At 28.7% G+C, this 18,769-nt stretch carries 22 protein-coding genes; 10 read left to right on the top strand and 12 right to left on the bottom strand.

Features of this window, described 5'->3' with window-relative positions; genetic code table 11:
* Positions 1–35: 35 nt before the first annotated feature.
* The 6 genes from ACFQ5N_RS03705 to ACFQ5N_RS03680 are packed head-to-tail and all read right to left on the bottom strand — an operon-like array spanning position 36 to position 4,761.
* Positions 36–731: an ABC transporter ATP-binding protein gene (locus tag ACFQ5N_RS03705; protein WP_386807849.1), complete on the bottom strand. Its 696-nt coding sequence runs from the start codon at positions 729–731 to the stop codon at positions 36–38.
* Between the two features lie 41 nt (positions 732–772).
* Complete coding sequence (locus tag ACFQ5N_RS03700) at positions 773–2,251, bottom strand: DUF5687 family protein (protein ID WP_386807847.1); 1,479 nt, start codon at positions 2,249–2,251, stop codon at positions 773–775.
* 53 nt (positions 2,252–2,304) lie between these two features.
* Entirely contained in the window at positions 2,305–2,997 is a 693-nt protein-coding gene (locus ACFQ5N_RS03695) for a hypothetical protein (protein WP_386807845.1), read from the bottom strand.
* Positions 2,994–3,725 (bottom strand): hypothetical protein, encoded by a 732-nt coding sequence (locus ACFQ5N_RS03690; protein WP_386807843.1) that lies wholly within the window; start codon positions 3,723–3,725, stop codon positions 2,994–2,996. The genes ACFQ5N_RS03695 and ACFQ5N_RS03690 overlap by 4 nt, the downstream gene beginning before the upstream one ends.
* A gap of 1 nt (position 3,726) precedes the next feature.
* Positions 3,727–4,404 (bottom strand): hypothetical protein, encoded by a 678-nt coding sequence (locus ACFQ5N_RS03685; protein ID WP_386807841.1) that lies wholly within the window; start codon positions 4,402–4,404, stop codon positions 3,727–3,729.
* Between the two features lie 24 nt (positions 4,405–4,428).
* A complete protein-coding gene (locus tag ACFQ5N_RS03680; RefSeq protein ID WP_386807839.1) occupies positions 4,429–4,761 on the bottom strand; it encodes a PadR family transcriptional regulator in 333 nt (110 codons plus the stop codon).
* Between the two features lie 135 nt (positions 4,762–4,896).
* On the opposite strand from ACFQ5N_RS03680, the gene ACFQ5N_RS03675 reads away from it, so the two are divergent.
* From ACFQ5N_RS03675 to ACFQ5N_RS03645, 7 genes are all read left to right on the top strand, one after another.
* Positions 4,897–5,946 (top strand): 2Fe-2S iron-sulfur cluster-binding protein, encoded by a 1,050-nt coding sequence (locus tag ACFQ5N_RS03675; protein WP_386807838.1) that lies wholly within the window; start codon positions 4,897–4,899, stop codon positions 5,944–5,946.
* A 25-nt stretch (positions 5,947–5,971) separates the two neighbouring features.
* Positions 5,972–6,655 (top strand): LysE family translocator, encoded by a 684-nt coding sequence (locus ACFQ5N_RS03670; RefSeq protein WP_386807836.1) that lies wholly within the window; start codon positions 5,972–5,974, stop codon positions 6,653–6,655.
* A gap of 15 nt (positions 6,656–6,670) precedes the next feature.
* Complete coding sequence (locus ACFQ5N_RS03665; RefSeq protein WP_386807834.1) at positions 6,671–7,249, top strand: PepSY domain-containing protein; 579 nt, start codon at positions 6,671–6,673, stop codon at positions 7,247–7,249.
* Positions 7,246–8,022 carry an NAD(P)-binding domain-containing protein gene (locus ACFQ5N_RS03660; protein WP_386807833.1) on the top strand — a complete coding sequence of 259 codons (777 nt, stop codon included), beginning with the start codon at positions 7,246–7,248 and terminating at the stop codon, positions 8,020–8,022. Before ACFQ5N_RS03665 ends, ACFQ5N_RS03660 begins: the two co-directional genes overlap by 4 nt.
* Positions 8,023–8,093: 71 nt before the next feature.
* Complete coding sequence (locus ACFQ5N_RS03655) at positions 8,094–8,477, top strand: hypothetical protein (protein WP_386807832.1); 384 nt, start codon at positions 8,094–8,096, stop codon at positions 8,475–8,477.
* 94 nt (positions 8,478–8,571) lie between these two features.
* The gene (locus tag ACFQ5N_RS03650) at positions 8,572–9,141 is read left to right on the top strand and encodes a heme-binding beta-barrel domain-containing protein (RefSeq protein WP_386807831.1); all 570 of its coding nucleotides are present in this window, start codon (positions 8,572–8,574) and stop codon (positions 9,139–9,141) included.
* A 114-nt stretch (positions 9,142–9,255) separates the two neighbouring features.
* Positions 9,256–11,397 (top strand): prolyl oligopeptidase family serine peptidase, encoded by a 2,142-nt coding sequence (locus ACFQ5N_RS03645; RefSeq protein ID WP_386807829.1) that lies wholly within the window; start codon positions 9,256–9,258, stop codon positions 11,395–11,397.
* Between the two features lie 148 nt (positions 11,398–11,545).
* On the opposite strand, the gene ACFQ5N_RS03640 is transcribed toward ACFQ5N_RS03645, so the two are convergent.
* The gene (locus ACFQ5N_RS03640; protein WP_386807828.1) at positions 11,546–12,001 is read right to left on the bottom strand and encodes a 3-oxoacyl-ACP synthase; all 456 of its coding nucleotides are present in this window, start codon (positions 11,999–12,001) and stop codon (positions 11,546–11,548) included.
* A 51-nt stretch (positions 12,002–12,052) separates the two neighbouring features.
* Between ACFQ5N_RS03640 and ACFQ5N_RS03635 the strand changes: the two genes are divergently transcribed.
* Entirely contained in the window at positions 12,053–12,994 is a 942-nt protein-coding gene (locus ACFQ5N_RS03635; RefSeq protein WP_386807826.1) for a TIGR01212 family radical SAM protein, read from the top strand.
* Here ACFQ5N_RS03635 and ACFQ5N_RS03630 read toward each other — a convergent pair whose 3' ends face one another.
* Both ACFQ5N_RS03630 and ACFQ5N_RS03625 read right to left on the bottom strand, forming a co-directional pair.
* Positions 12,995–13,540: an acyl-CoA thioesterase gene (locus ACFQ5N_RS03630; RefSeq protein WP_386807824.1), complete on the bottom strand. Its 546-nt coding sequence runs from the start codon at positions 13,538–13,540 to the stop codon at positions 12,995–12,997.
* Entirely contained in the window at positions 13,530–13,898 is a 369-nt protein-coding gene (locus ACFQ5N_RS03625; RefSeq protein WP_386807822.1) for a 6-phosphogluconate dehydrogenase, read from the bottom strand. The genes ACFQ5N_RS03630 and ACFQ5N_RS03625 overlap by 11 nt, the downstream gene beginning before the upstream one ends.
* A gap of 230 nt (positions 13,899–14,128) precedes the next feature.
* On the opposite strand from ACFQ5N_RS03625, the gene ACFQ5N_RS03620 reads away from it, so the two are divergent.
* Together ACFQ5N_RS03620 and ACFQ5N_RS03615 are read left to right on the top strand one after the other, a co-directional pair.
* Entirely contained in the window at positions 14,129–15,052 is a 924-nt protein-coding gene (locus tag ACFQ5N_RS03620; RefSeq protein ID WP_386807821.1) for an SPFH domain-containing protein, read from the top strand.
* Between the two features lies 1 nt (position 15,053).
* A complete protein-coding gene (locus tag ACFQ5N_RS03615; protein WP_386809020.1) occupies positions 15,054–15,371 on the top strand; it encodes a heavy metal-binding domain-containing protein in 318 nt (105 codons plus the stop codon).
* A gap of 74 nt (positions 15,372–15,445) precedes the next feature.
* Here the strand turns inward: ACFQ5N_RS03615 and tatA are convergent, their stop codons facing one another.
* The 3 genes from tatA to rnr form a co-directional block, all read right to left on the bottom strand.
* Positions 15,446–15,643: a twin-arginine translocase TatA/TatE family subunit gene (gene tatA / locus ACFQ5N_RS03610; RefSeq protein WP_386807820.1), complete on the bottom strand. Its 198-nt coding sequence runs from the start codon at positions 15,641–15,643 to the stop codon at positions 15,446–15,448.
* Positions 15,644–15,732: 89 nt separating this feature from the next.
* Entirely contained in the window at positions 15,733–16,401 is a 669-nt protein-coding gene (locus tag ACFQ5N_RS03605; RefSeq protein WP_386807819.1) for a head GIN domain-containing protein, read from the bottom strand.
* A gap of 64 nt (positions 16,402–16,465) precedes the next feature.
* Entirely contained in the window at positions 16,466–18,670 is a 2,205-nt protein-coding gene (rnr, locus tag ACFQ5N_RS03600; protein WP_386807818.1) for a ribonuclease R, read from the bottom strand.
* Positions 18,671–18,769 lie beyond the last annotated feature (99 nt).

The raw sequence follows: 18,769 nt of genomic DNA, 5'->3' as shown, positions 1-18,769 counted from the left end.
ATGTAAAAATACAAAATATTGTGTACTTAAATCAGTTACACTGAAAAATAGGCTTCTAACTCTTTTAATGTTGCTTCTGATGTTTCAATATCTTTAACAATCTCACCTTTATCTAACACAACAATTCGCTCGCAAACTTCAGTAACATGACCTAAATCATGGCTTGAAACTAAAATTGTTGCATTGCTATTCTTCGTTAAATTTTTTAATAATTGTTTTAATCTAATTTGTGTTGTTGGGTCTAAGTTTGCAAAAGGCTCATCTAAAATAATTACTTCAGGGTTTCCAATTAAAGCGGCAACAATTCCTGCTTTTTTCTGATTTCCTTTTGATAAATCACGCAAGTATTTTTTCTTTCCTAAAATTTCTTCATTAAAAATTTCTTCAAACTGCTTTAAAAAAGTATCAATATCAGCTTTATTCATACCACGTAATTCGCCAACAAAATAAAAATATTCTTCAGGTGTTAAATAGCCAATTAAAAAGCTTTCATCAATAAAAGCAGCTGTAAATGGTTTCCAAGCTTCGCTTGTATTTACTTGTATTTGGTTGTTTGTTATGTTTCCTGTTGTAGGCTTTATTAAATCTAACAGTAAATTGAAAAAAGTAGTTTTTCCGGCACCATTATTTCCAACTAAACCAAATGCTTGCCCTTTTGGAATTTCTAAAGATGCTATATTTAAAACGGTATTTCCACTATATTTTTTTGAAATATCTGTTGCTTGTATCATTGTTGTTTTTATTTAATTGTGAGTTGTAAAAATGTGTACTGTTAATTGCTTTGGTCAAAAGCACTAATCATTTTATGTTTTGAAGTTGTATATTTTTTGGTAATTACTTTCATTATTTTTTGATGCAAAACAATTCCTATAACGCCTAAAATAATTAAGGTGGCAATACCTGCTTCAAATCCAATAAATTTATATGGAAGATAAAATATTAAAATAGGTACTAAAAGTAGCGGAAAACCAATAATCCATTGCACTGCGCCTGTACCTTGGTAATTAAATGCAGCGCGTTGTGTTAAGTCTATTTTTTTTCTATTAAAAGAACCACCGTATAATAAAACATACGAGTTTACGCCAATATTGTATACCATTGCTGCAAAATGAATGACTAAAATTTTCCATCCAAAATACACGTACGGAATGCTTAAAACAAACATAATAATTGCGCTCATCATCATTAATGTATATTTTGAATTTAAGTATTCTTTGTACTTTATATTTTGACTCATTAACAATTTGTAATAACCGCTATCCCAAGCCGGAATAAACTGACCAAAATTGATCATAAAAATTCCTGTTACAAAAATTCCAACAAATATGAACATAGGCATCATATTTTGGTAAGTTGGGTTTGGGTAAAAAATAAGTCCGTAAAACAATCCAATAGCTACCATAAATACTGAAGAACGAGGTCTTTTATTTCGCCAAAGTAATTTTAAATCTAATTGTAAAAAAGGTGCAATATCTCCAAATCTACGTGTCCAAGCTAAATCTGTAGTTGTAGCGGTTTCAGCTTCTACTTTTAAAGATGCATCAATGTATAATTTTTGTTTTAGCATAGCATAATTTATACTATACAATGCGGCTAAAATTAACAAAGGTACTAGTAGTAAAAACGGTGTTTCAATAATGCTATTAATTGCACTTGAAAGTAAACTTGACAAGGAAACAATTTCAAAATGATTGATTGCAAATAAACTTGCAGCAATAATTATAATTGGTAAAAATGACAATTCAGTATCAGCAGATTTTGCTTCAATAATAAAATTTAAAAAATTAATAATTAACGTAAACGTATACATTAAAAGCATCCAAACAATTGCGGTTGTTACGCTATAATCTTCTAAAATTAAAATAATTCCAAATGGTATAACAGCAAAAAGTGGTAAAAAATTAAAAAATGAAGTAATGGTTTTTCCCAAAACATAGTTTATAATTTTACTTCGTTTTAAAGGTAAAATTAGAAATGGTTTAACATTCATTACAGGTAATTTCTGTAAAAAAAAGCGTAGCATTAAATCTCCTAAAAACCAATAAAATAAAAATCCGTTTAAAATAATTAGCGGGTCAGATTCTGGAAATTGTTTCTTTAAAATTGGATATAACCCAATTCCTAAACCTAAAAAAATTAAAATAAAATAGAGCGCTACAAACCCTAATAAAATGTTTATGGCAATACTTTTTTGCCAATACGATGAACGAAAGAATTGTTTCCATTCAAAATTAAAAAAATGTTGAATCATTTGGGAAGTTGTTTTTATATGCTTTACAATTTTATAAAATGTTACAGGTAAAATTAAACCAATTTATATTCTGGGTACTGATTTTCTAAAATTTCTTCGGCTTTTTGAGGTAAAACAAACGTAATTATATAAATTAATAGTAAATAACTGGTGAAAAATAACGACATAAGTGCAATTTGATAAGAGGCCGTTAATTGAACTTTTAAGTTTAAAGGCACCGAAAATATTACGTATGCAAAGGATGCAATATTTCCTGAATTTAAAATATATTCTTCTAACAACCATTTTTTATTGGTTTGTTTAAAACGTTGTTTTTTTAATTGTTGCAATTGAAATAATCTAACTATTAAAACTGCGCAAATACTAAAACCTATAGACACATAAACCCAAGTATGATTTGGTACAAGTATAAAACTGAAATAAATTACCATAAAAATTACGGCTGTAGAAATTACCTGAGGAATTTTAAAAAACTCTTTAAAAAATCCCCAAACCAATTTCCAATATTTTTTATTTAAGGCTTTGGTTCTGGCTTCAACCACATCCATAAAACCAAAAACACCAAATTTTTTGAATGAAATAGTTCTGGTATCTTCAAAAGTTAAATGAGGTTGCTCTTGCCAAATTTGTTCAATGTCATTGGCTAAATGATCAACCAATTCAGTTTGTACATCGTAATATTCAACAAAATGCGCACGTGTAAATGTATAAAGTTGCTGTATTTGGTATGAATTTAGTTTTTTCATAACTGTTGCAGTTTATCATATAAATTAGAGTAATGGTTGTACGCTTTTTTATAAACTTGTGCACCGCAATAATTTGTAATAAAATATAACATTATCATGCTTACAACAAACCAAAGATATTGTTCTTGTGTAAAAAAAGATGAAGCATCTTTAGGTCTAAAAAGACTTAAGCAATTAAGAAATAACACCGCCAAAAGCATATAGTTTAACGCGTTTTGAAGATTTATTGATTTTTCTCTTTTATTTTGAAACCACAACTTAATTGGAAAATAATAAATACTCATTGAATAACTTACTATACTGGTAATAGCAATTATTTTTAAAATATTATTTTTAAAAACTATAAAAGTGAAATATAACATAGCAAATACTACAATTGAAAGCAGTATTGTTTTAGTAGTTGTAAAAAAGTTTTTAATTTCTTTAAAAAGTAAGCGATTGTATTTTTTATGAATTTCCTTTCTTTTAGAATCTATTAGTTTCTCATAGCCAATACCATTTTCCATAACTCCGTATGCTATTCCAGAATTCCAAAAACGTTTTAAAGAATTTCCAAAACTAATATGAACTTCTTCCAAAGCCTTGTCAAAAGAAATTCCTTTTTCCATTAAAGCTTCTACATTGGTTACAATATGATCTAATAATTCTATACGAATATCCCAATATTTTACTTTGTGATGTTTTAAATAATCATCTATATACGTTATTTGTTCTTTGGTAAGTTTCATATTAAATAGCAATTTCAGGATAATTAGTTTTTACATATTTTTTATTCATAAAAAACACATACTCTGCGCACCAATAAAATAATATGATTAAAACAAAAATTCCTATTTGTACATAATTATAAGTTGAATTGTAAAAACTTTCTTCAGTTCTAAAAGAAGTAATGTTTGAAAAAATAATCATTATTCCATTAAAGAGCTGTAAAAAAATATTTGTTCTATTTAAAATTAAAAAAGGTGTTTTGTTATTCTTTTTATATGAAGTTATTCTAAGTAACAATTGCACAACTAATGTTAAAAGAATAGCAGTTAAAAAAATAAAAAAGTTTTCTTTATTCTCAAATATATTCATCAACAATACCAATCCGTAAAAAATACTTGCTGAAATAAATATTTTGGGAAGTGTAAAAAACAATTTTAAATGTTTAAACACTTGTTTGTAAAATTGTTTTTCAACTGCTTTTGTTTTTGTGTTTAATAGTTTTTTAAATCCTTGGTCGCTAAAACTTTTATGCTCATCTATAATTGCTTGTTTAAAATCTACAATTGGGTTTTCCTCCAATTTACCTTCTAAACTTGTTGCAAAATGATCTACCAATTCCATTTTAACATCGTACCATTTAATATCACAAGCAGTTATGTAATCATCAATTTCTTGTATTTGTTCTTTGGTAAGTTTCATTTTTACAGCAATTTAAAAAATGTTTTAAGCTAATTTAGGATTTACAATAGTTTGCATAGTTTTTATAAATTCTTCCAATTCAGCCAATCTATTTACAGTTTCTTTAGTACCTGTTTCTGTGAGTTTGTAATATTTTCGCAAACGGTTATCAACTTTTGCAACCTCTACATCTAACAAACCTTCAGCTTCTAATTTATGCAATGCTGGGTACAAGGCGCCTTCGGTAATATTTAATTCACCCTTAGTTATTTCTTTTACTTTTTGGGTAATTTCATAACCATACATTTTGTCTTTTTCTTCCAATAATTTTAAAATTATGGTTTGTAAAGAGCCTTTAAATAATTTCTGATTTCCCATGAATAGTTTTGTTCTTCTGCTTAAATTCAATGTAAATATATACATAATTTTCTTATGTATAACTATCTTAGGTATATTTTTTAACAAAAAGTTGTGGTTAGATTAATTACTTTTGTAGCCTTAAAACTATTACTAATGGCAAAATTTCACACACTAACTATCAAAGAAATTAAAAAAGAAACGCAAAATGCCGTTTCAATTGTATTTGATATTCCAACAAGTTTAAAACCTGAATTTGAATTTTCAGCCGGACAATATATTACTATTAAAAAAGAACTTTCTGGTGAAGAATTACGTAGAGCGTATTCAATTTGTTCTGCACCAAATAGCAACGAATTACGCATTGCTATAAAAGCTGTTGATAACGGAACTTTCTCTGTTTTTGCAACAACTATTTTAAAAGAAGGCGATACTTTAGAAGTTTCTAAACCTGAAGGTAAATTTGTATTAGAAACTGCTGAAACCAATAAAAACAATTATTTAGGAATTGCAGCCGGAAGTGGAATTACACCTGTAATGGCAATGATTAAAGCTACTTTAACAAACGAACCAAATAGTACATTTACATTACTTTACGGAAATAAATCAACAGCCAACACTATTTTTAAAGCTGAAATTGATGCCTTATTAAATACGTATCCAAACCAATTTAATGTGCAATATGTTGTAAGCCGCGAAGAACAAGAAAATGCATTATTTGGAAGAATTGATAAAAGCAATATCAATTTTGTTATCAAAAATAAATTCAAGCAAATTGTATTTGATAAAGCTTTTATTTGTGGCCCAGAAGCAATGATTGATACCGCAAAAGAAACCCTTGCTGAAAACGGTATAACTAATATTTATTTTGAATTATTTTCTGCTCCAATTGCAACCGAAAACGAATCAAATGAAGTATTTGAAGGAACTTGTGAAATTAAAGTAATTGTTGATGATGAAGAAGCTACTTTTGAAATGGATTCACAAACCAATATTTTAACAGCTGCTTTAAAAGAAGGTTTAGATGCTCCTTATTCTTGCCAAGGCGGAATTTGTAGCAGTTGTTTAGCAAAAGTTACTGAAGGAAAAGCTGTAATGGAAAAAAATGCCATTTTATCTGAAGATGAAATTAATGAAGGTTTAATTTTAACCTGTCAGGCACATCCGGTTACAAAAAAACTAACAGTTGATTTTGACGAGGTTTAAAAAGTAACAATTTTTAGCACTATTTATGACGTTTAGCGAACTTAAAGATGCAGTACTTATTGGATTTTTTCTAGCATTTATGATTGGTCCTGTATTTTTTATGCTCTTACAAACCAGTATTATAAAAGGTGCAAGAGCCGCAATTGCATTTGATTTAGGCGTACTTTTAGGTGATATTGCCTTTATTTTAATTGCTTACTACGGAAGTAAAAGTTTGTTAGAACAAATTAAAGATGATCCTCGTTTATTTTTTATTGGAGGTATTATTTTATTGGTGTACGGCATAATTACCTACATAGACAAAAGTCAGAAACGAGTGGTACAGGATGAAACTTTAGTTTTACCTGAAAAAACAAATTATGTAAAGTTATTACTAAAAGGTTTTTTACTAAACTTTATAAATATTGGTGTTTTAGCTTTTTGGTTAGGAATGATTGTAGTTGTAGGTTCAAATTTACAAATGGATCCGCATAAAATATTCAATTATTTTACCGTTATTTTAATAAGCTATTTTATTACAGACCTTGGAAAAATTTTACTTGCAAAACAATTAAAAAAGAAATTAACACCCAGCGTTATTTACAAAGTAAAACGTGGAATGGGTATTTTATTAATGGTTTTTGGAATTGCTTTAATGCTCAAAGGATTTTTACCTAAAGAACAACTAAATATAAATTCAGTAATTGAACATTCTGAGAAACAACCCTAAATTTTTGCATTCTTAATGACTTACCATCCCTCAAAAAAACGCCAAGCAAAAATTATAAGATTGTTCCGTAAAGTTCATAGAAAAACTGGCGCACTATTATTTGTTTTTTTCTTTTTTATTTCAGTTTCAGGCTTATTATTAGGTTGGAAAAATAATAGCAATGGTACAATTATACCCAAAACACAAAATGGTACTTCAACAAACTTAAAAGAATGGTTGCCTATAAATCAATTACATCAAAAAGCATTGGTAATTTTACACGATTCTATTTCAACTAATTTAGACAATACTATTGACCGAATTGACATTCGAAAAAATAAAGGAATTGTAAAGTTTGTTTTTGAAAATCATTATTGGGAAATTCAATTAGATGGTGCTACGGGTAACCTATTAAGTATAGGAAAACGAAACTCTGATTTGATTGAAAATATTCACGATGGCTCAATTTTAGATAAATGGTTTAACACTTCTAAAAAACCATTTAAATTAATATACACAACCATTATGGGCGGCTCATTATTGCTCTTCACAATTTCGGGGTTTTGGTTATGGTTTGGTCCAAAAATAATGAAACGTACCCGTAAAAAATTATGAACACTACAATAAGTATTTTTGGCTGTGGTTGGTTAGGAAAACCCTTAGCAATTAACTTGGTAAACAAAGGTTTTTTGGTAAAAGGTTCTACAACTTCCAAAGAAAAACTAAAAGAACTTCAATCAAATAAAATTCAACCATTTTTATGTACGTTAAAAGAGCTTCCAACTAATATTTTAGAGTTTTTAAATGCTGAAATTTTAATTGTAAATATTCCTTCAAAAAATGTAGCAGGTTTTAAAAATCTAATTTCATTTATTGAAAAATCAAACATTCAAAAAGTACTTTTTATAAGTTCAACTTCAGTATTTGCAAGTGCTAAAGAAATTATAACTGAAACAACTACTTTAAAAAATTGCCCATTAAAAGAAATTGAAGAATTATTTCAAAATAACACACATTTTAAAACTACAATTCTTCGCTTTGCTGGTTTATTAGGTTACCAAAGAAAACCTGGTAATTGGTTTAAAAATGGAAAAATTATTCCAAACCCTGAAGGTGTGGTAAATATGATTCATCAAGATGATTGTATTGAAATTATAAAACAAGTAATTGTTCAAAATTGTTGGAATAATACCTTTAACGCCTGCGCAGATACACATCCAAAACGACGTGATTTTTACACAAAATCGTTTCTTGAAGTTGGTAGAGAAAAGCCAATTTTTAATGAAAATGATGAAAAATCAATGAAAATTATTGGAAATGAAAAAATAAAAACAACTTTAAAATTTAAATTTAAGTATCCCAACTTAATGCAATTACCAAACCAATAACCAAGTATAATTATTGGTTTTAAAAGTTTTAAAACGTACCTTTAAAGTACTTAATATTCAATTCTTTTAAAATGGAAACTTCGCAATTAATAGCAAAAATAATTGGCTGTGTTTACATTGCTTTTGGAGTAGGAATTTTACTAAATGGCAATTATTATAAAAAGGAAATTCCAAAATTATTAGAAAATACAAGTTACTTAATTTTTGGCGGGTTTTTAGCTATTATTTTTGGTGCTATAATTATTGAAAACCATCCTTTTTGGGTTAAAAATTGGACTGTTTTAATTACAATAATTGGTTGGATAGCGCTTATAAAAGGTATGTTATTATTGGCATTTCCTACAACAATTTCTAGTTTTAAGTCGCTTTTTAGTATTCCTAAAATTTATCCTGTTTTAGGGGTTTTTATACTAATTTTTGGGTTATTCTTTACTTATTTCGGGTTTTTCAGCTAAAAAAATAGCTAAATTTTAATTAAATTAAAATTATTTGACAAATGTCAGTATCTTACTACTGTTACTTAATTACATTTGATAAAATTTTAAAAAAATGAGCGAAGTTACAGAAATAAATTACGGCCCTTTAAAAGAATTTATTGGAGTTTGGAAAGGAGATAAAGGAATGGATATTGCACCAGAATCTGATGGTACTGAAGAAAATCCATATTACGAAACCATAACTTTTGAAGAAGGTGGCGATTTAACCAATGGTGAAGAACAAGTACTAGCAGTATTACATTACAGACGAATTGTAAAACGTAAATCTAACGATGGTATTTTTCATGATGAAACTGGTTATTGGATGTGGGATGCTAAAGAAAATGTGATTATGCACTCCTTAAATATTCCAAGAGCTGTAAGTTTATTAGCAGGTGTAAAATTAACTGATGCCAATTACAAAAATGGAAAACTTTCTATTGATATTTCTGCAGGAATTGAAAATAACGATTGGGGAATTGTACAATCACCATTTATGAAAGAAAAAGCATTAACTAAAAACTATCGCCAGGTAATTGAAATTGAAAATGGTAAAATGACGTATGCTGAAACTACAATGTTAGATATTTACGGAAGAGAATTTGAACATACTGATAAAAATGAATTGATACTTCAGTCGTAAAAAAATAGTCTCAAATTACCTTAAATGGTAATATTTACGCTGTATTCACTAATTTAAAACCAAAAAATCAGTGCTTTTTTAAGTATTTTTGTTACAATCAAAAATACAACTACCATGAAAAAATATCTTTTATTAATGATCATTGGAATTTTTATATTCTCTTGTAAAAATTCTAATGCTCCAAAAACTGCTGATTTGAATTACCCAAAAACAAAAAAAGTTGATACAATTACCAACTATTTTGGAACTGATGTAAATGATCCTTACCGTTGGTTAGAAGACGATATGTCTGATGAAACTGCGGCTTGGGTAAGTGCTGAAAATGAAACAACTTTTGGTTACTTATCTCAAATACCATATCGCGAAGAATTAAAAAGTCGATTAGAAGAATTATGGAATTATGAAAAAGTAGGTTCGCCTTTTATTGAAGGAGATTACACCTATTTTTATAAAAATAATGGTTTACAAAATCAATACGTTTTGTACCGTTTTAAAGAAGGTGAAGATCCTGAAGTATTTTTAGATCCAAATACATTTTCTGAAGACGGCACAACCTCATTATCTGGAATTTCTTTTTCAAAAAATGGAAAATTAGTTTCTTATGCAATCTCTGAAGGAGGATCAGACTGGCGTAAAATTATTATTATGGACGCCGTTACAAAAGAAATTAAAGAAGATACGCTAATTGATGTGAAATTTAGCGGAATGGCTTGGAAAGGAAATAAAGGTATTTTTTATTCAAGTTATGAAAAACCTAAAGGAAGTGAATTGTCTGCTAAAACAGATCAACATCGTTTATTTTACCACGAATTAGGAACGGCTCAAAAAGATGACGAAATTATATTTGGAGACAAAGAAAAAAGAAGATATGTAAATGGTTATGTAACTGAAGATGGTAAGTTTTTAATTATTCGTGCTTCAGTTTCTACTTCAGGAAATGAACTGTATTACAAAAGATTATCACCAATACCTGGCGAAATAAAACCAATTATCAAAGGTTTTGACTACGATACTTCAGTACTAGATCATAAAGGAAATAAGTTTTTATTGGTTACCAATGTAAACGCACCAAACAAGCGTATTGTTGAAGCTCCTGTACATAATCCTTCTGTTGAAAATTGGGTTGATATTATTCCTGAAACAAAAAACGTATTATCACCTTCAAAAGCAAGCGGTTTTATTTTTGCTAAATATATGGTTGACGCTGTTTCACAAATAAAACAATACGATTATAAAGGTAAATTAGTGCGTGAAATTGAATTGCCTGGTGTAGGAACTGCAGGTGGTTTTGGTGGAAAAAAAGATGCTAAAACACTGTATTATTCATTTTCAAACTACATAACTCCAGGTTCTATTTACTCTTTTGAACCTAAAGAAGGAATTTCAAAATTATATAAAAAACCTGCAATCGATTTTAATTCTGATAATTTTGAGTCTAAACAAGTATTTTTTACTTCAAAAGACGGTACAAAAGTTCCTATGATTATTTCTTATAAAAAAGGAACAGAATTAAATGGTAAAAACCCAACAATTTTATATGGTTACGGTGGTTTCAATATTAGCTTAACACCTTCATTTAGCATTACCAATGCCGTTTGGATGGAACAAGGCGGAATTTATGCTGTACCTAACTTACGTGGTGGTGGTGAATACGGAAAAGAATGGCATAAAGCCGGTACTAAATTGCAAAAGCAAAATGTATTTGATGATTTTATTGCTGCTGCAGAATATTTAATTGAAAATAATTACACCTCATCAGACTTTTTAGCTATTAGAGGGGGTTCTAACGGTGGTTTATTAGTTGGTGCAACAATGACTCAAAGACCTGAATTAATGAAAGTAGCATTGCCTGCTGTTGGTGTAATGGACATGTTGCGTTACCACACATTTACTGCAGGTGCTGGTTGGGCATATGATTACGGAACTTCAGAAGATTCTAAAGAAATGTTCAACTATTTAAAAGGATATTCTCCGGTGCATAATGTAAAAGAAGGTGTTGCTTACCCTGCAACTTTGGTAACAACTGGTGATCACGATGATAGAGTTGTACCTGCGCATTCATTTAAATTTGCTGCAGAATTACAAGCCAAACAAGCTGGTGATAATCCAACGTTAATTCGTATTGAAACCAATGCAGGTCACGGAGCAGGAACACCTGTTTCTAAAACTATTGAGCAATACGCTGATATTTTTGGATTTACATTGTACAATATGGGCTTTAAAGAATTGCCAAGTAAAACAAAGGTTAAAGGATAGATTCTTAAATTTATAAAGGCTGTTTAAAAAGTATTGAAACCGTCATTCTGAACTTGATTCAGAATTTCATCATACTGATAATCAATTAGTATGCGAACCTGAAACAAGTTCAGGTTGACCAAAATTTTACTTTTTAGACAGCTTTTTTTTAAACTACTTCTAAAACTTCAGCTTTATTAAATTCAATAATTGCTCCAACTTTTTTACCTAACAATTGTTTTCCAATTGGTGATTGTGCAGAAACTGCAAAATAAGTATGGTTTTCAACCTTAATTTGCCCAACACTCACCGCTAAAAAATAATTTCCTTTTGTGGTTTTTACTAAACTTCCTAAACAAACAATGTTTGAAACTTTAGTTACCACAATTTTACTTAAAACAGTTTGCATAAAACTAACCTCAGCCAATTGTTGGCCTGCTTTTTCCATTTCTAACTGAATCATAGCTCTACCAGTTTCATGTTTGTCGCCTGCTGAACTTTTGGTTTCAGAAAATAAATCGTTTTTATTAGAAGCAATACTTTTTGAAATGGTTGTATGCTTGTTTTCAACAAAAAGTATACACGCTTTTAATAATTGTTTTTTTATGTTTAAATAGTTACTCATATAGGTTGCCGTAAAAATAACAATTCATAATTTTGCAAAACAAACAAATCCATGAAAATTACAGGAAAACGATATTTAGATTATAGCTCATTCATCAAATTAAATTTTGGTGAGCGTGTTCAAAAAATATCATTAGATATTGGTTTTTCGTGCCCAAATCGAGATGGTTCTAAAGGATTTGGTGGTTGTACGTATTGCAATAATAACACTTTTAATCCTGATTATTGCGAGCCACAAAAAAGTGTAAAACAACAGTTAGAACAAGGTATTGAGTTCTTTTCAAGAAAAGGAAAAAATAACAAATACTTGGCTTATTTTCAAGCATACACAAATACTTATTCAGATTTTGAATCGCTTAAAAAATTGTACGATGAGGCTTTAAGTGTTCCTAAAGTTGTTGGTTTGGTTATTGGTACACGTCCTGATTGTATTTCTGAAGAAATTATTAATTATTTAGATGAATTGTCTAAAAACTATTTTATTTCATTAGAATTTGGAGTTGAAAGTACCAACGAAAAAACTTTGTTAGAAGTAAACCGTTGCCATACGTTTGAAGATACCAAAGCAACTTACAAATTATGTAAAAACAAAGGTTTTCACTTAGGAGCACATATTATTTTAGGATTGCCAGGTGAAACAAAACAAGATTTATTACAACACGCTTTTGAACTTTCAAAACTACCAATTGCAACCTTAAAATTACATCATTTACAAATTGTAAAAAACTCTGTAATGGCGGTTGAATACAACAGAAATCCTGAAAAATTTAAGTTATTTACCGCTCAAGAATATATAGATTTTATTACTGAATTTATTTCAATTATTCGCCCAGATATTATTATAGAGCGTTTTATTAGTGAAGCTCCTCCAAATTTATTGATTGCACCAAAATGGGGCCGACTTAAAAATTTTGAAATTGTAGCTAAAATTGATAAAAAGTTAATTGAAAAAAATACGTGGCAAGGAAAAAAGTATGTAAATCAACCTTGTTAATTACATCGTAATTTTAACGTTGTAATTTTTTAAAATATCATGGTAATCTTTAGCAACAAAATTTTCTCGGCTAAATTCAATTTTACGTGCATTTCTCATATTAATATGTTTTATAGAACGTAAAAATCTTCGTAAACCACTTTCATCTTCTATAATTAACCCAGGAACTTGTACAGGTTTTCCATCTAAATCTTTAGCAACCATTGAAAAATAAGAAGAGTTACAATGTTTTACAATTCCAGTTCTAATATTTTGCGATTCAACACGAATACCTACAACCATAGAAGATCTTCCAACGTAATTTACTCTTGCTCTTAAGGTAACCAACTCACCAACTTCAATAGCATTTAAAAAATCTACTCTATTTACAGAAGCTGTTACACAATATTGACCAGAAAATTTAGAAGCAGAAGCAAAGGCAGCTTTATCCATTAATGATAAAATAAAACCTCCGTGAATTTTTCCACTAAAATTTGAATGCGATGGTAACATTAATTCAGTTAATATTACTTCTGAATCAACTGCTCTTCTAAAATTATTGCTCATAAATTTTGTTTCTTTCTGTTTTTTCAACCTTAGTTACATAGTACTTTGTATCTCCTAACCAAAAAAATGTTTTAAAGCGCTCTTTGTAAGTTAATCTCACATAAGCTCCTTGATATTCACCTAGTTTTTGTATCAATTCTTTTTCGTTATCTTCAACAGAAAATTTAAAAATTTGTCCTTCAGAAACACCTTGGCTTATTTCACCTTCCCACGTTTTAAAAACAACACCTTTATGGCTAAATTTCACCAATTCACCAGCTCTGTAACCATTACTATAGGTTACATAATAAACAAATAAAAAATATAAAAGGGAACCAATTAATACAACACCAAGAGTACTTAAAAGAATTTTTTTCATAATAATATTAAATTTTTTAACGTAGGATTTAACACAAAGTTAAATGGTTTTTAATAAAACTGAGTAAAAAATCACAGATTTTACAAAATATAAAAGCCTGTTAATTAATTTTAAGTGAAAAATGCTGTAACAATTAATAAAAGTTTACAACATATTATAGTAAACAAGTTAATAAAGATTTTAAAATATTGTATCTTTAATAATTAATTTAACCTTTAATATTTTATAAAATGATTGGAACCTATATTTTTATTTTTTTTCTTGTAGTAATTATTGCTACAGGTTTATTTACCGTAAAACAACAAACTGCGGCTATAGTTGAACGTTTTGGAAAATTTGATAGTATAAGAAGTGCAGGTTTAAAACTTAAAATTCCACTTGTTGATAAAATTGCAGGACGTGTAAGTTTACGTGTACAACAATTAGATGTAATTGTAGAAACAAAAACAAAAGATGACGTATTTGTACATTTAAAAATATCAGTTCAATTTTTAATTAGACCTGATCACGTGTATGATGCTTTTTACAAACTTCAAAATCCTGATGAACAAATTACCGCCTTTATTTTTGATGTTGTTAGAGCTGAAGTTCCTAAAATGATTTTAGATGATGTTTTTGAAAAGAAAGAAGAAATTGCATTAGCTATTCAACGTGATTTAAAACAAGCAATGCTTGAGTATGGATATGATATTATTAAAGCATTGGTAACAGATATTGATCCTGATGAAAAAGTGAAAATTGCCATGAACCGAATTAACGCAGCTGATCGTGAAAAAATTGCTGCTCAACACGAAGGTGATGCACAACGTATTTTAATTGTTGAACGTGCCAAAGCAGAAGCTGAAAGTAAACGTCTACAAGGTAAAGGTATTGCAGACCAACGTAGAGAAATTGCACGTGGTTTAGAAGAAAGTGTTGATGTACTAAACGGTGCCGGAATTAACAGCCAAGAAGCTTCAGCTTTAATTGTTATTACCCAACATTATGATACTTTACAAAGTATTGGACAAGACACCAATTCTAACTTAATTTTATTACCTAACAATCCAAACGCTGCAAGTTCTATGTTAAATGATATGGTTACAAGTTTGGTTGCTGCAAATAAAATTAACGAATCGTCTAAAATTGATAAAAAAAAATTAGAAAATGAATAATATGATACTTTCAACTACAAATACTATTGAAACACACCAAGTAAAAGAATATTTAGGAATTGTAACTGGTGAAACCATTATTGGTGCCAATATTTTTAAAGATTTTTTTGCAGGAATTAGAGATATTGTTGGTGGAAGATCTGGTTCTTATGAACGTGTATTAAGAGAAGCAAAAGACACCGCTTTAAGAGAAATGAAAGAAGAAGCATCTAAACTTGGCGCAAGCGCCGTAATTGGTGTTGATTTGGATTATGAAACCGTTGGTCCAAATGGCGGAATGTTAATGGTTACCGCTTCAGGTACTGCTATTAAATTTTAAGAATCTTTAATATTTTAAATAAAAAAACCTGTACAATTTGTACAGGTTTTTTTATTTAAAATATAGTTGTAATACTATTTTTTTTCTTCAACTTTTTTATTTTCATCATCTTCATCATCTTGCGTTGCTTTTTTAAATTCTTTAATTCCGCCACCAAGACCTTTCATTAACTCTGGTAATTTTTTACCTCCAAACAATAATAAAATGGCTAAGCCAATAATTATCCATTGCCAAGGACCAACCATTCCAATAAATATAGTAAGTGCATTCATTTTTTAAAATTTTGTGTTACAAAGATAGTAATTAATTCAAAACTAAGATGATATTTTATACAACCCTATTTTTGCTGGTTGAATAAAACTTACTTGCTTTCTATTTTTCCTCCAATTACTTTCTTTGTTTTTAATTCTTCAGGATTTCCTTTGTAATAAATAGTTCCGCCAAAATTAACTTTTGCATCTAACATTTCAGAAACATTTACTTCAACAACTGAACCAGCTGATGATACCGCAGTTGTATGTGTACTTTCAACTTCAAAACCTTCATAAATTCCGCCAGTATTACCTTCAATAGTTTGATTATCAACAGTACCACTAACTTCTATAATTCCGCCAGAAACTGTTTTCACTGTTAAATACTTTACATCTAAAGCAGCATTAATAGTTGCACCTTCTTGTGTTTTTAATTCTAAGTGTTGTTGTTTTATAACTTCATTAGAAAAAATATGTGAACCTTCATTAGCATCTAAGGTAGGAATATTAGTATAGTATAATTTAATAGCTACATCATCATATTTAAACCCTTCAATAAATTTTATACTAAATTTTAAAATTCCATTTTTATTTTTAATGGAAACTTGACTGGCTTTAGAGCCAGTAATTACCACTTTTGAAACATCCGATTTTATCAATTCAACCTTTAAACCACTAAATATTTTTAAGGTGTTAAAATCTCCTAAGTTAGTTTCAATAGTTTCTTGACCAAAAGCAAGAGCGCTTGTAAATAATAGTAATAATGCTAATTTTTTCATGATTGCTGTTTGTTTTATAACTTTTATAAAAAGAAATAATTGTGTTTTATAGTTTAATTATTTGTTACTTATTTTCAATTAATGTAAAATCTAAATGTTTACGTTCTAAGTCTGTATTTTTTACTTTGATAAATACGTGATCACCAAGTTGATATAAATTTTTAGTAGATTGACCAACTAAGGCATATTGTTTTTCATCAAAAATATAATAATCGTCTTTAATTTCACGAATACGCACCATTCCTTCGCATTTATTTTCAATAATTTCAACATAAATTCCCCATTCTGTAACTCCTGAAATTACGCCTTCAAATTCTTGATCTTTATGATCTTCCATATATTTAATTTGCATATACTTAATAGAAGATCTTTCGGCTTTTGAAGCTAAATATTCTTGGTTTGAAGCGTGTTTACATTTTTCTTCGTACGCTTCAGCTTTTGGAGATTTTCCGCCATCTAAATAATGCTGTAATAAACGATGTGTCATTACATCAGGATAACGACGAATAGGCGATGTAAAATGACTGTAATAATCAAATGCCAATCCGTAATGTCCAATATTTTCAGTTGTGTAAACCGCCTTACTCATTGAACGAACCGCTAAGGTTTCAATCATATTTGCTTCACCTTTACCGTGTACATCTTTCAATAACTGATTTAAAGTTGAAGAGGTTGTTTTTTTATCTTTTGTATCAATAATATTTTTATATCCAAATTTACTAACAATAGTTTGTAATGATGCTAATTTGTCTAAATCTGGCTCGTCATGAACTCTATACACAAATGTATTTTTAGATGGAACACCTTTTTTTCTTCCAATAAATTCAGCCACTTTTCTATTGGCTAACAACATAAATTCTTCAATTAATTTATTGGCATCTTTAGATTCTTTAAAAAATACACCTACAGGCTCTGCATTTTCATTCAAATTAAATTTAACTTCAACTCTATCAAAAGTAATAGCGCCTTGCTGTAAACGCTTTTTTCGAAGTTTTTTAGCAAGTTCATCTAATTTTAAAATTGCTGTTACAATTTCAGGTTGCACTGTATATGCTTCTCCAGTTATTGAAATTTCTTGTGAAACTTTATTTTCTTTGGTTTCAATAATTTCTTGCGCTTCTTCATAAGCAAAACGTTTATCAGAATACGTAACTGTTCTTCCAAACCATTCTTTTACTACGTGTCCTTTTTCATTCATTTCAAAAACGGCTGAAAAAGTTAATTTTTCTTCATTTGGACGTAAAGAACATACCCCATTTGATAATACTTCTGGAAGCATTGGTACTACTCTATCAACCAAATAAACAGATGTTGCTCTTTCATAAGCTTCATCTTCAATAATAGTTTTTTCTTGCACATAATGCGAAACATCTGCAATATGAATTCCTATTTCATAATTTCCATTTTCTAACACTTCAAAAGACAAAGCATCATCAAAATCTTTCGCATCTTTAGGGTCAATGGTAAAGGTTAAATCTTTACGCATATCTCTACGCTTTGCAATTTCTTCTTCAGTTATTTCGAAAGATATTTTTGAAGCTTCTTCTTCTACATTTTTTGGAAATTCATAAGGCAATCCGTATTCTAATAAAATTGAATGAATTTCAGTTTCATGGTCACCAGGCATTCCTAAAACAGTGACAACTTCACCAAAAGGATTTTTTGAATTTGCTGGCCAATCAGTCATTTTAGCTAATATTTTTACACCATCTTCAGCACCTTTTAATTTATCTTTTGGAATAAAAATATCTGCATACATTTTAGCATCATCAGGTACTAAAAAACCAAAGTTTTTATTTAGTTGTAAAACACCTACAAACTCTGTTTTTGCACGTTTAATTATTTCAACAACATCACCTTCTTGTTTGCTGCTATTTCTACGATTGTATAAGTAAATTTTAACGGTATCTTTATCTAAACCATGGTTTAAATTACGCGCAGGAATGTAAATATCTTTTTCTAATTCATCACAAACAAAATAAGCATTTCCGTTAGAAGTAGCATCTAAAACTCCAATATAATATTTATCTAACGGTACTATTTTAAACTTACCTCGTGCTTCTTCTTTTACCTTTTTTTGCCCTTTTAATTCTTCTAATTTTTGAATAATTTGATTTCTTCCGTTTGCATCAGTCACATCTAATTTGGCAGCAATTTGCTTATAATTAAAACTATTTGAAGCATTTTGATTTAATAATTTTAATATTTTTCGTGTTAAATCCTTAATTACGTTGCCTTTCTTTTTATATAATTTTTTCTTCTTCGACATTAAATTCATTTTATAATTACTTCAAAAGTACAACTATTTAACTTTTACTGTGTTAATAAAACCTTATATAAGTAATGATTTGTATTTTGCATAAAATTT

Origin of the sequence: Lutibacter holmesii, assembly GCF_042679665.1 — a bacterium.
Classification (GTDB): Bacteria; Bacteroidota; Bacteroidia; order Flavobacteriales; family Flavobacteriaceae; genus Lutibacter; species Lutibacter holmesii.
Note: the sequence above shows the minus strand (reverse complement) of the source record. Positions and strands in the feature narration are given on the sequence as shown.

Coding starts and splice junctions, on each gene's coding strand:
- ACFQ5N_RS03705 (WP_386807849.1), bottom strand. CDS start 731: ATGATACAAGCAACAGATATTTCAAAAAAATATAGTGGAAATACCGTT.
- ACFQ5N_RS03700 (WP_386807847.1), bottom strand. CDS start 2,251: ATGATTCAACATTTTTTTAATTTTGAATGGAAACAATTCTTTCGTTCA.
- ACFQ5N_RS03695 (WP_386807845.1), bottom strand. CDS start 2,997: ATGAAAAAACTAAATTCATACCAAATACAGCAACTTTATACATTTACA.
- ACFQ5N_RS03690 (WP_386807843.1), bottom strand. CDS start 3,725: ATGAAACTTACCAAAGAACAAATAACGTATATAGATGATTATTTAAAA.
- ACFQ5N_RS03685 (WP_386807841.1), bottom strand. CDS start 4,404: ATGAAACTTACCAAAGAACAAATACAAGAAATTGATGATTACATAACT.
- ACFQ5N_RS03680 (WP_386807839.1), bottom strand. CDS start 4,761: ATGGGAAATCAGAAATTATTTAAAGGCTCTTTACAAACCATAATTTTA.
- ACFQ5N_RS03675 (WP_386807838.1), top strand. CDS start 4,897: ATGGCAAAATTTCACACACTAACTATCAAAGAAATTAAAAAAGAAACG.
- ACFQ5N_RS03670 (WP_386807836.1), top strand. CDS start 5,972: ATGACGTTTAGCGAACTTAAAGATGCAGTACTTATTGGATTTTTTCTA.
- ACFQ5N_RS03665 (WP_386807834.1), top strand. CDS start 6,671: ATGACTTACCATCCCTCAAAAAAACGCCAAGCAAAAATTATAAGATTG.
- ACFQ5N_RS03660 (WP_386807833.1), top strand. CDS start 7,246: ATGAACACTACAATAAGTATTTTTGGCTGTGGTTGGTTAGGAAAACCC.
- ACFQ5N_RS03655 (WP_386807832.1), top strand. CDS start 8,094: ATGGAAACTTCGCAATTAATAGCAAAAATAATTGGCTGTGTTTACATT.
- ACFQ5N_RS03650 (WP_386807831.1), top strand. CDS start 8,572: ATGAGCGAAGTTACAGAAATAAATTACGGCCCTTTAAAAGAATTTATT.
- ACFQ5N_RS03645 (WP_386807829.1), top strand. CDS start 9,256: ATGAAAAAATATCTTTTATTAATGATCATTGGAATTTTTATATTCTCT.
- ACFQ5N_RS03640 (WP_386807828.1), bottom strand. CDS start 12,001: ATGAGTAACTATTTAAACATAAAAAAACAATTATTAAAAGCGTGTATA.
- ACFQ5N_RS03635 (WP_386807826.1), top strand. CDS start 12,053: ATGAAAATTACAGGAAAACGATATTTAGATTATAGCTCATTCATCAAA.
- ACFQ5N_RS03630 (WP_386807824.1), bottom strand. CDS start 13,540: ATGAGCAATAATTTTAGAAGAGCAGTTGATTCAGAAGTAATATTAACT.
- ACFQ5N_RS03625 (WP_386807822.1), bottom strand. CDS start 13,898: ATGAAAAAAATTCTTTTAAGTACTCTTGGTGTTGTATTAATTGGTTCC.
- ACFQ5N_RS03620 (WP_386807821.1), top strand. CDS start 14,129: ATGATTGGAACCTATATTTTTATTTTTTTTCTTGTAGTAATTATTGCT.
- ACFQ5N_RS03615 (WP_386809020.1), top strand. CDS start 15,054: ATGATACTTTCAACTACAAATACTATTGAAACACACCAAGTAAAAGAA.
- tatA (WP_386807820.1), bottom strand. CDS start 15,643: ATGAATGCACTTACTATATTTATTGGAATGGTTGGTCCTTGGCAATGG.
- ACFQ5N_RS03605 (WP_386807819.1), bottom strand. CDS start 16,401: ATGAAAAAATTAGCATTATTACTATTATTTACAAGCGCTCTTGCTTTT.
- rnr (WP_386807818.1), bottom strand. CDS start 18,670: ATGTCGAAGAAGAAAAAATTATATAAAAAGAAAGGCAACGTAATTAAG.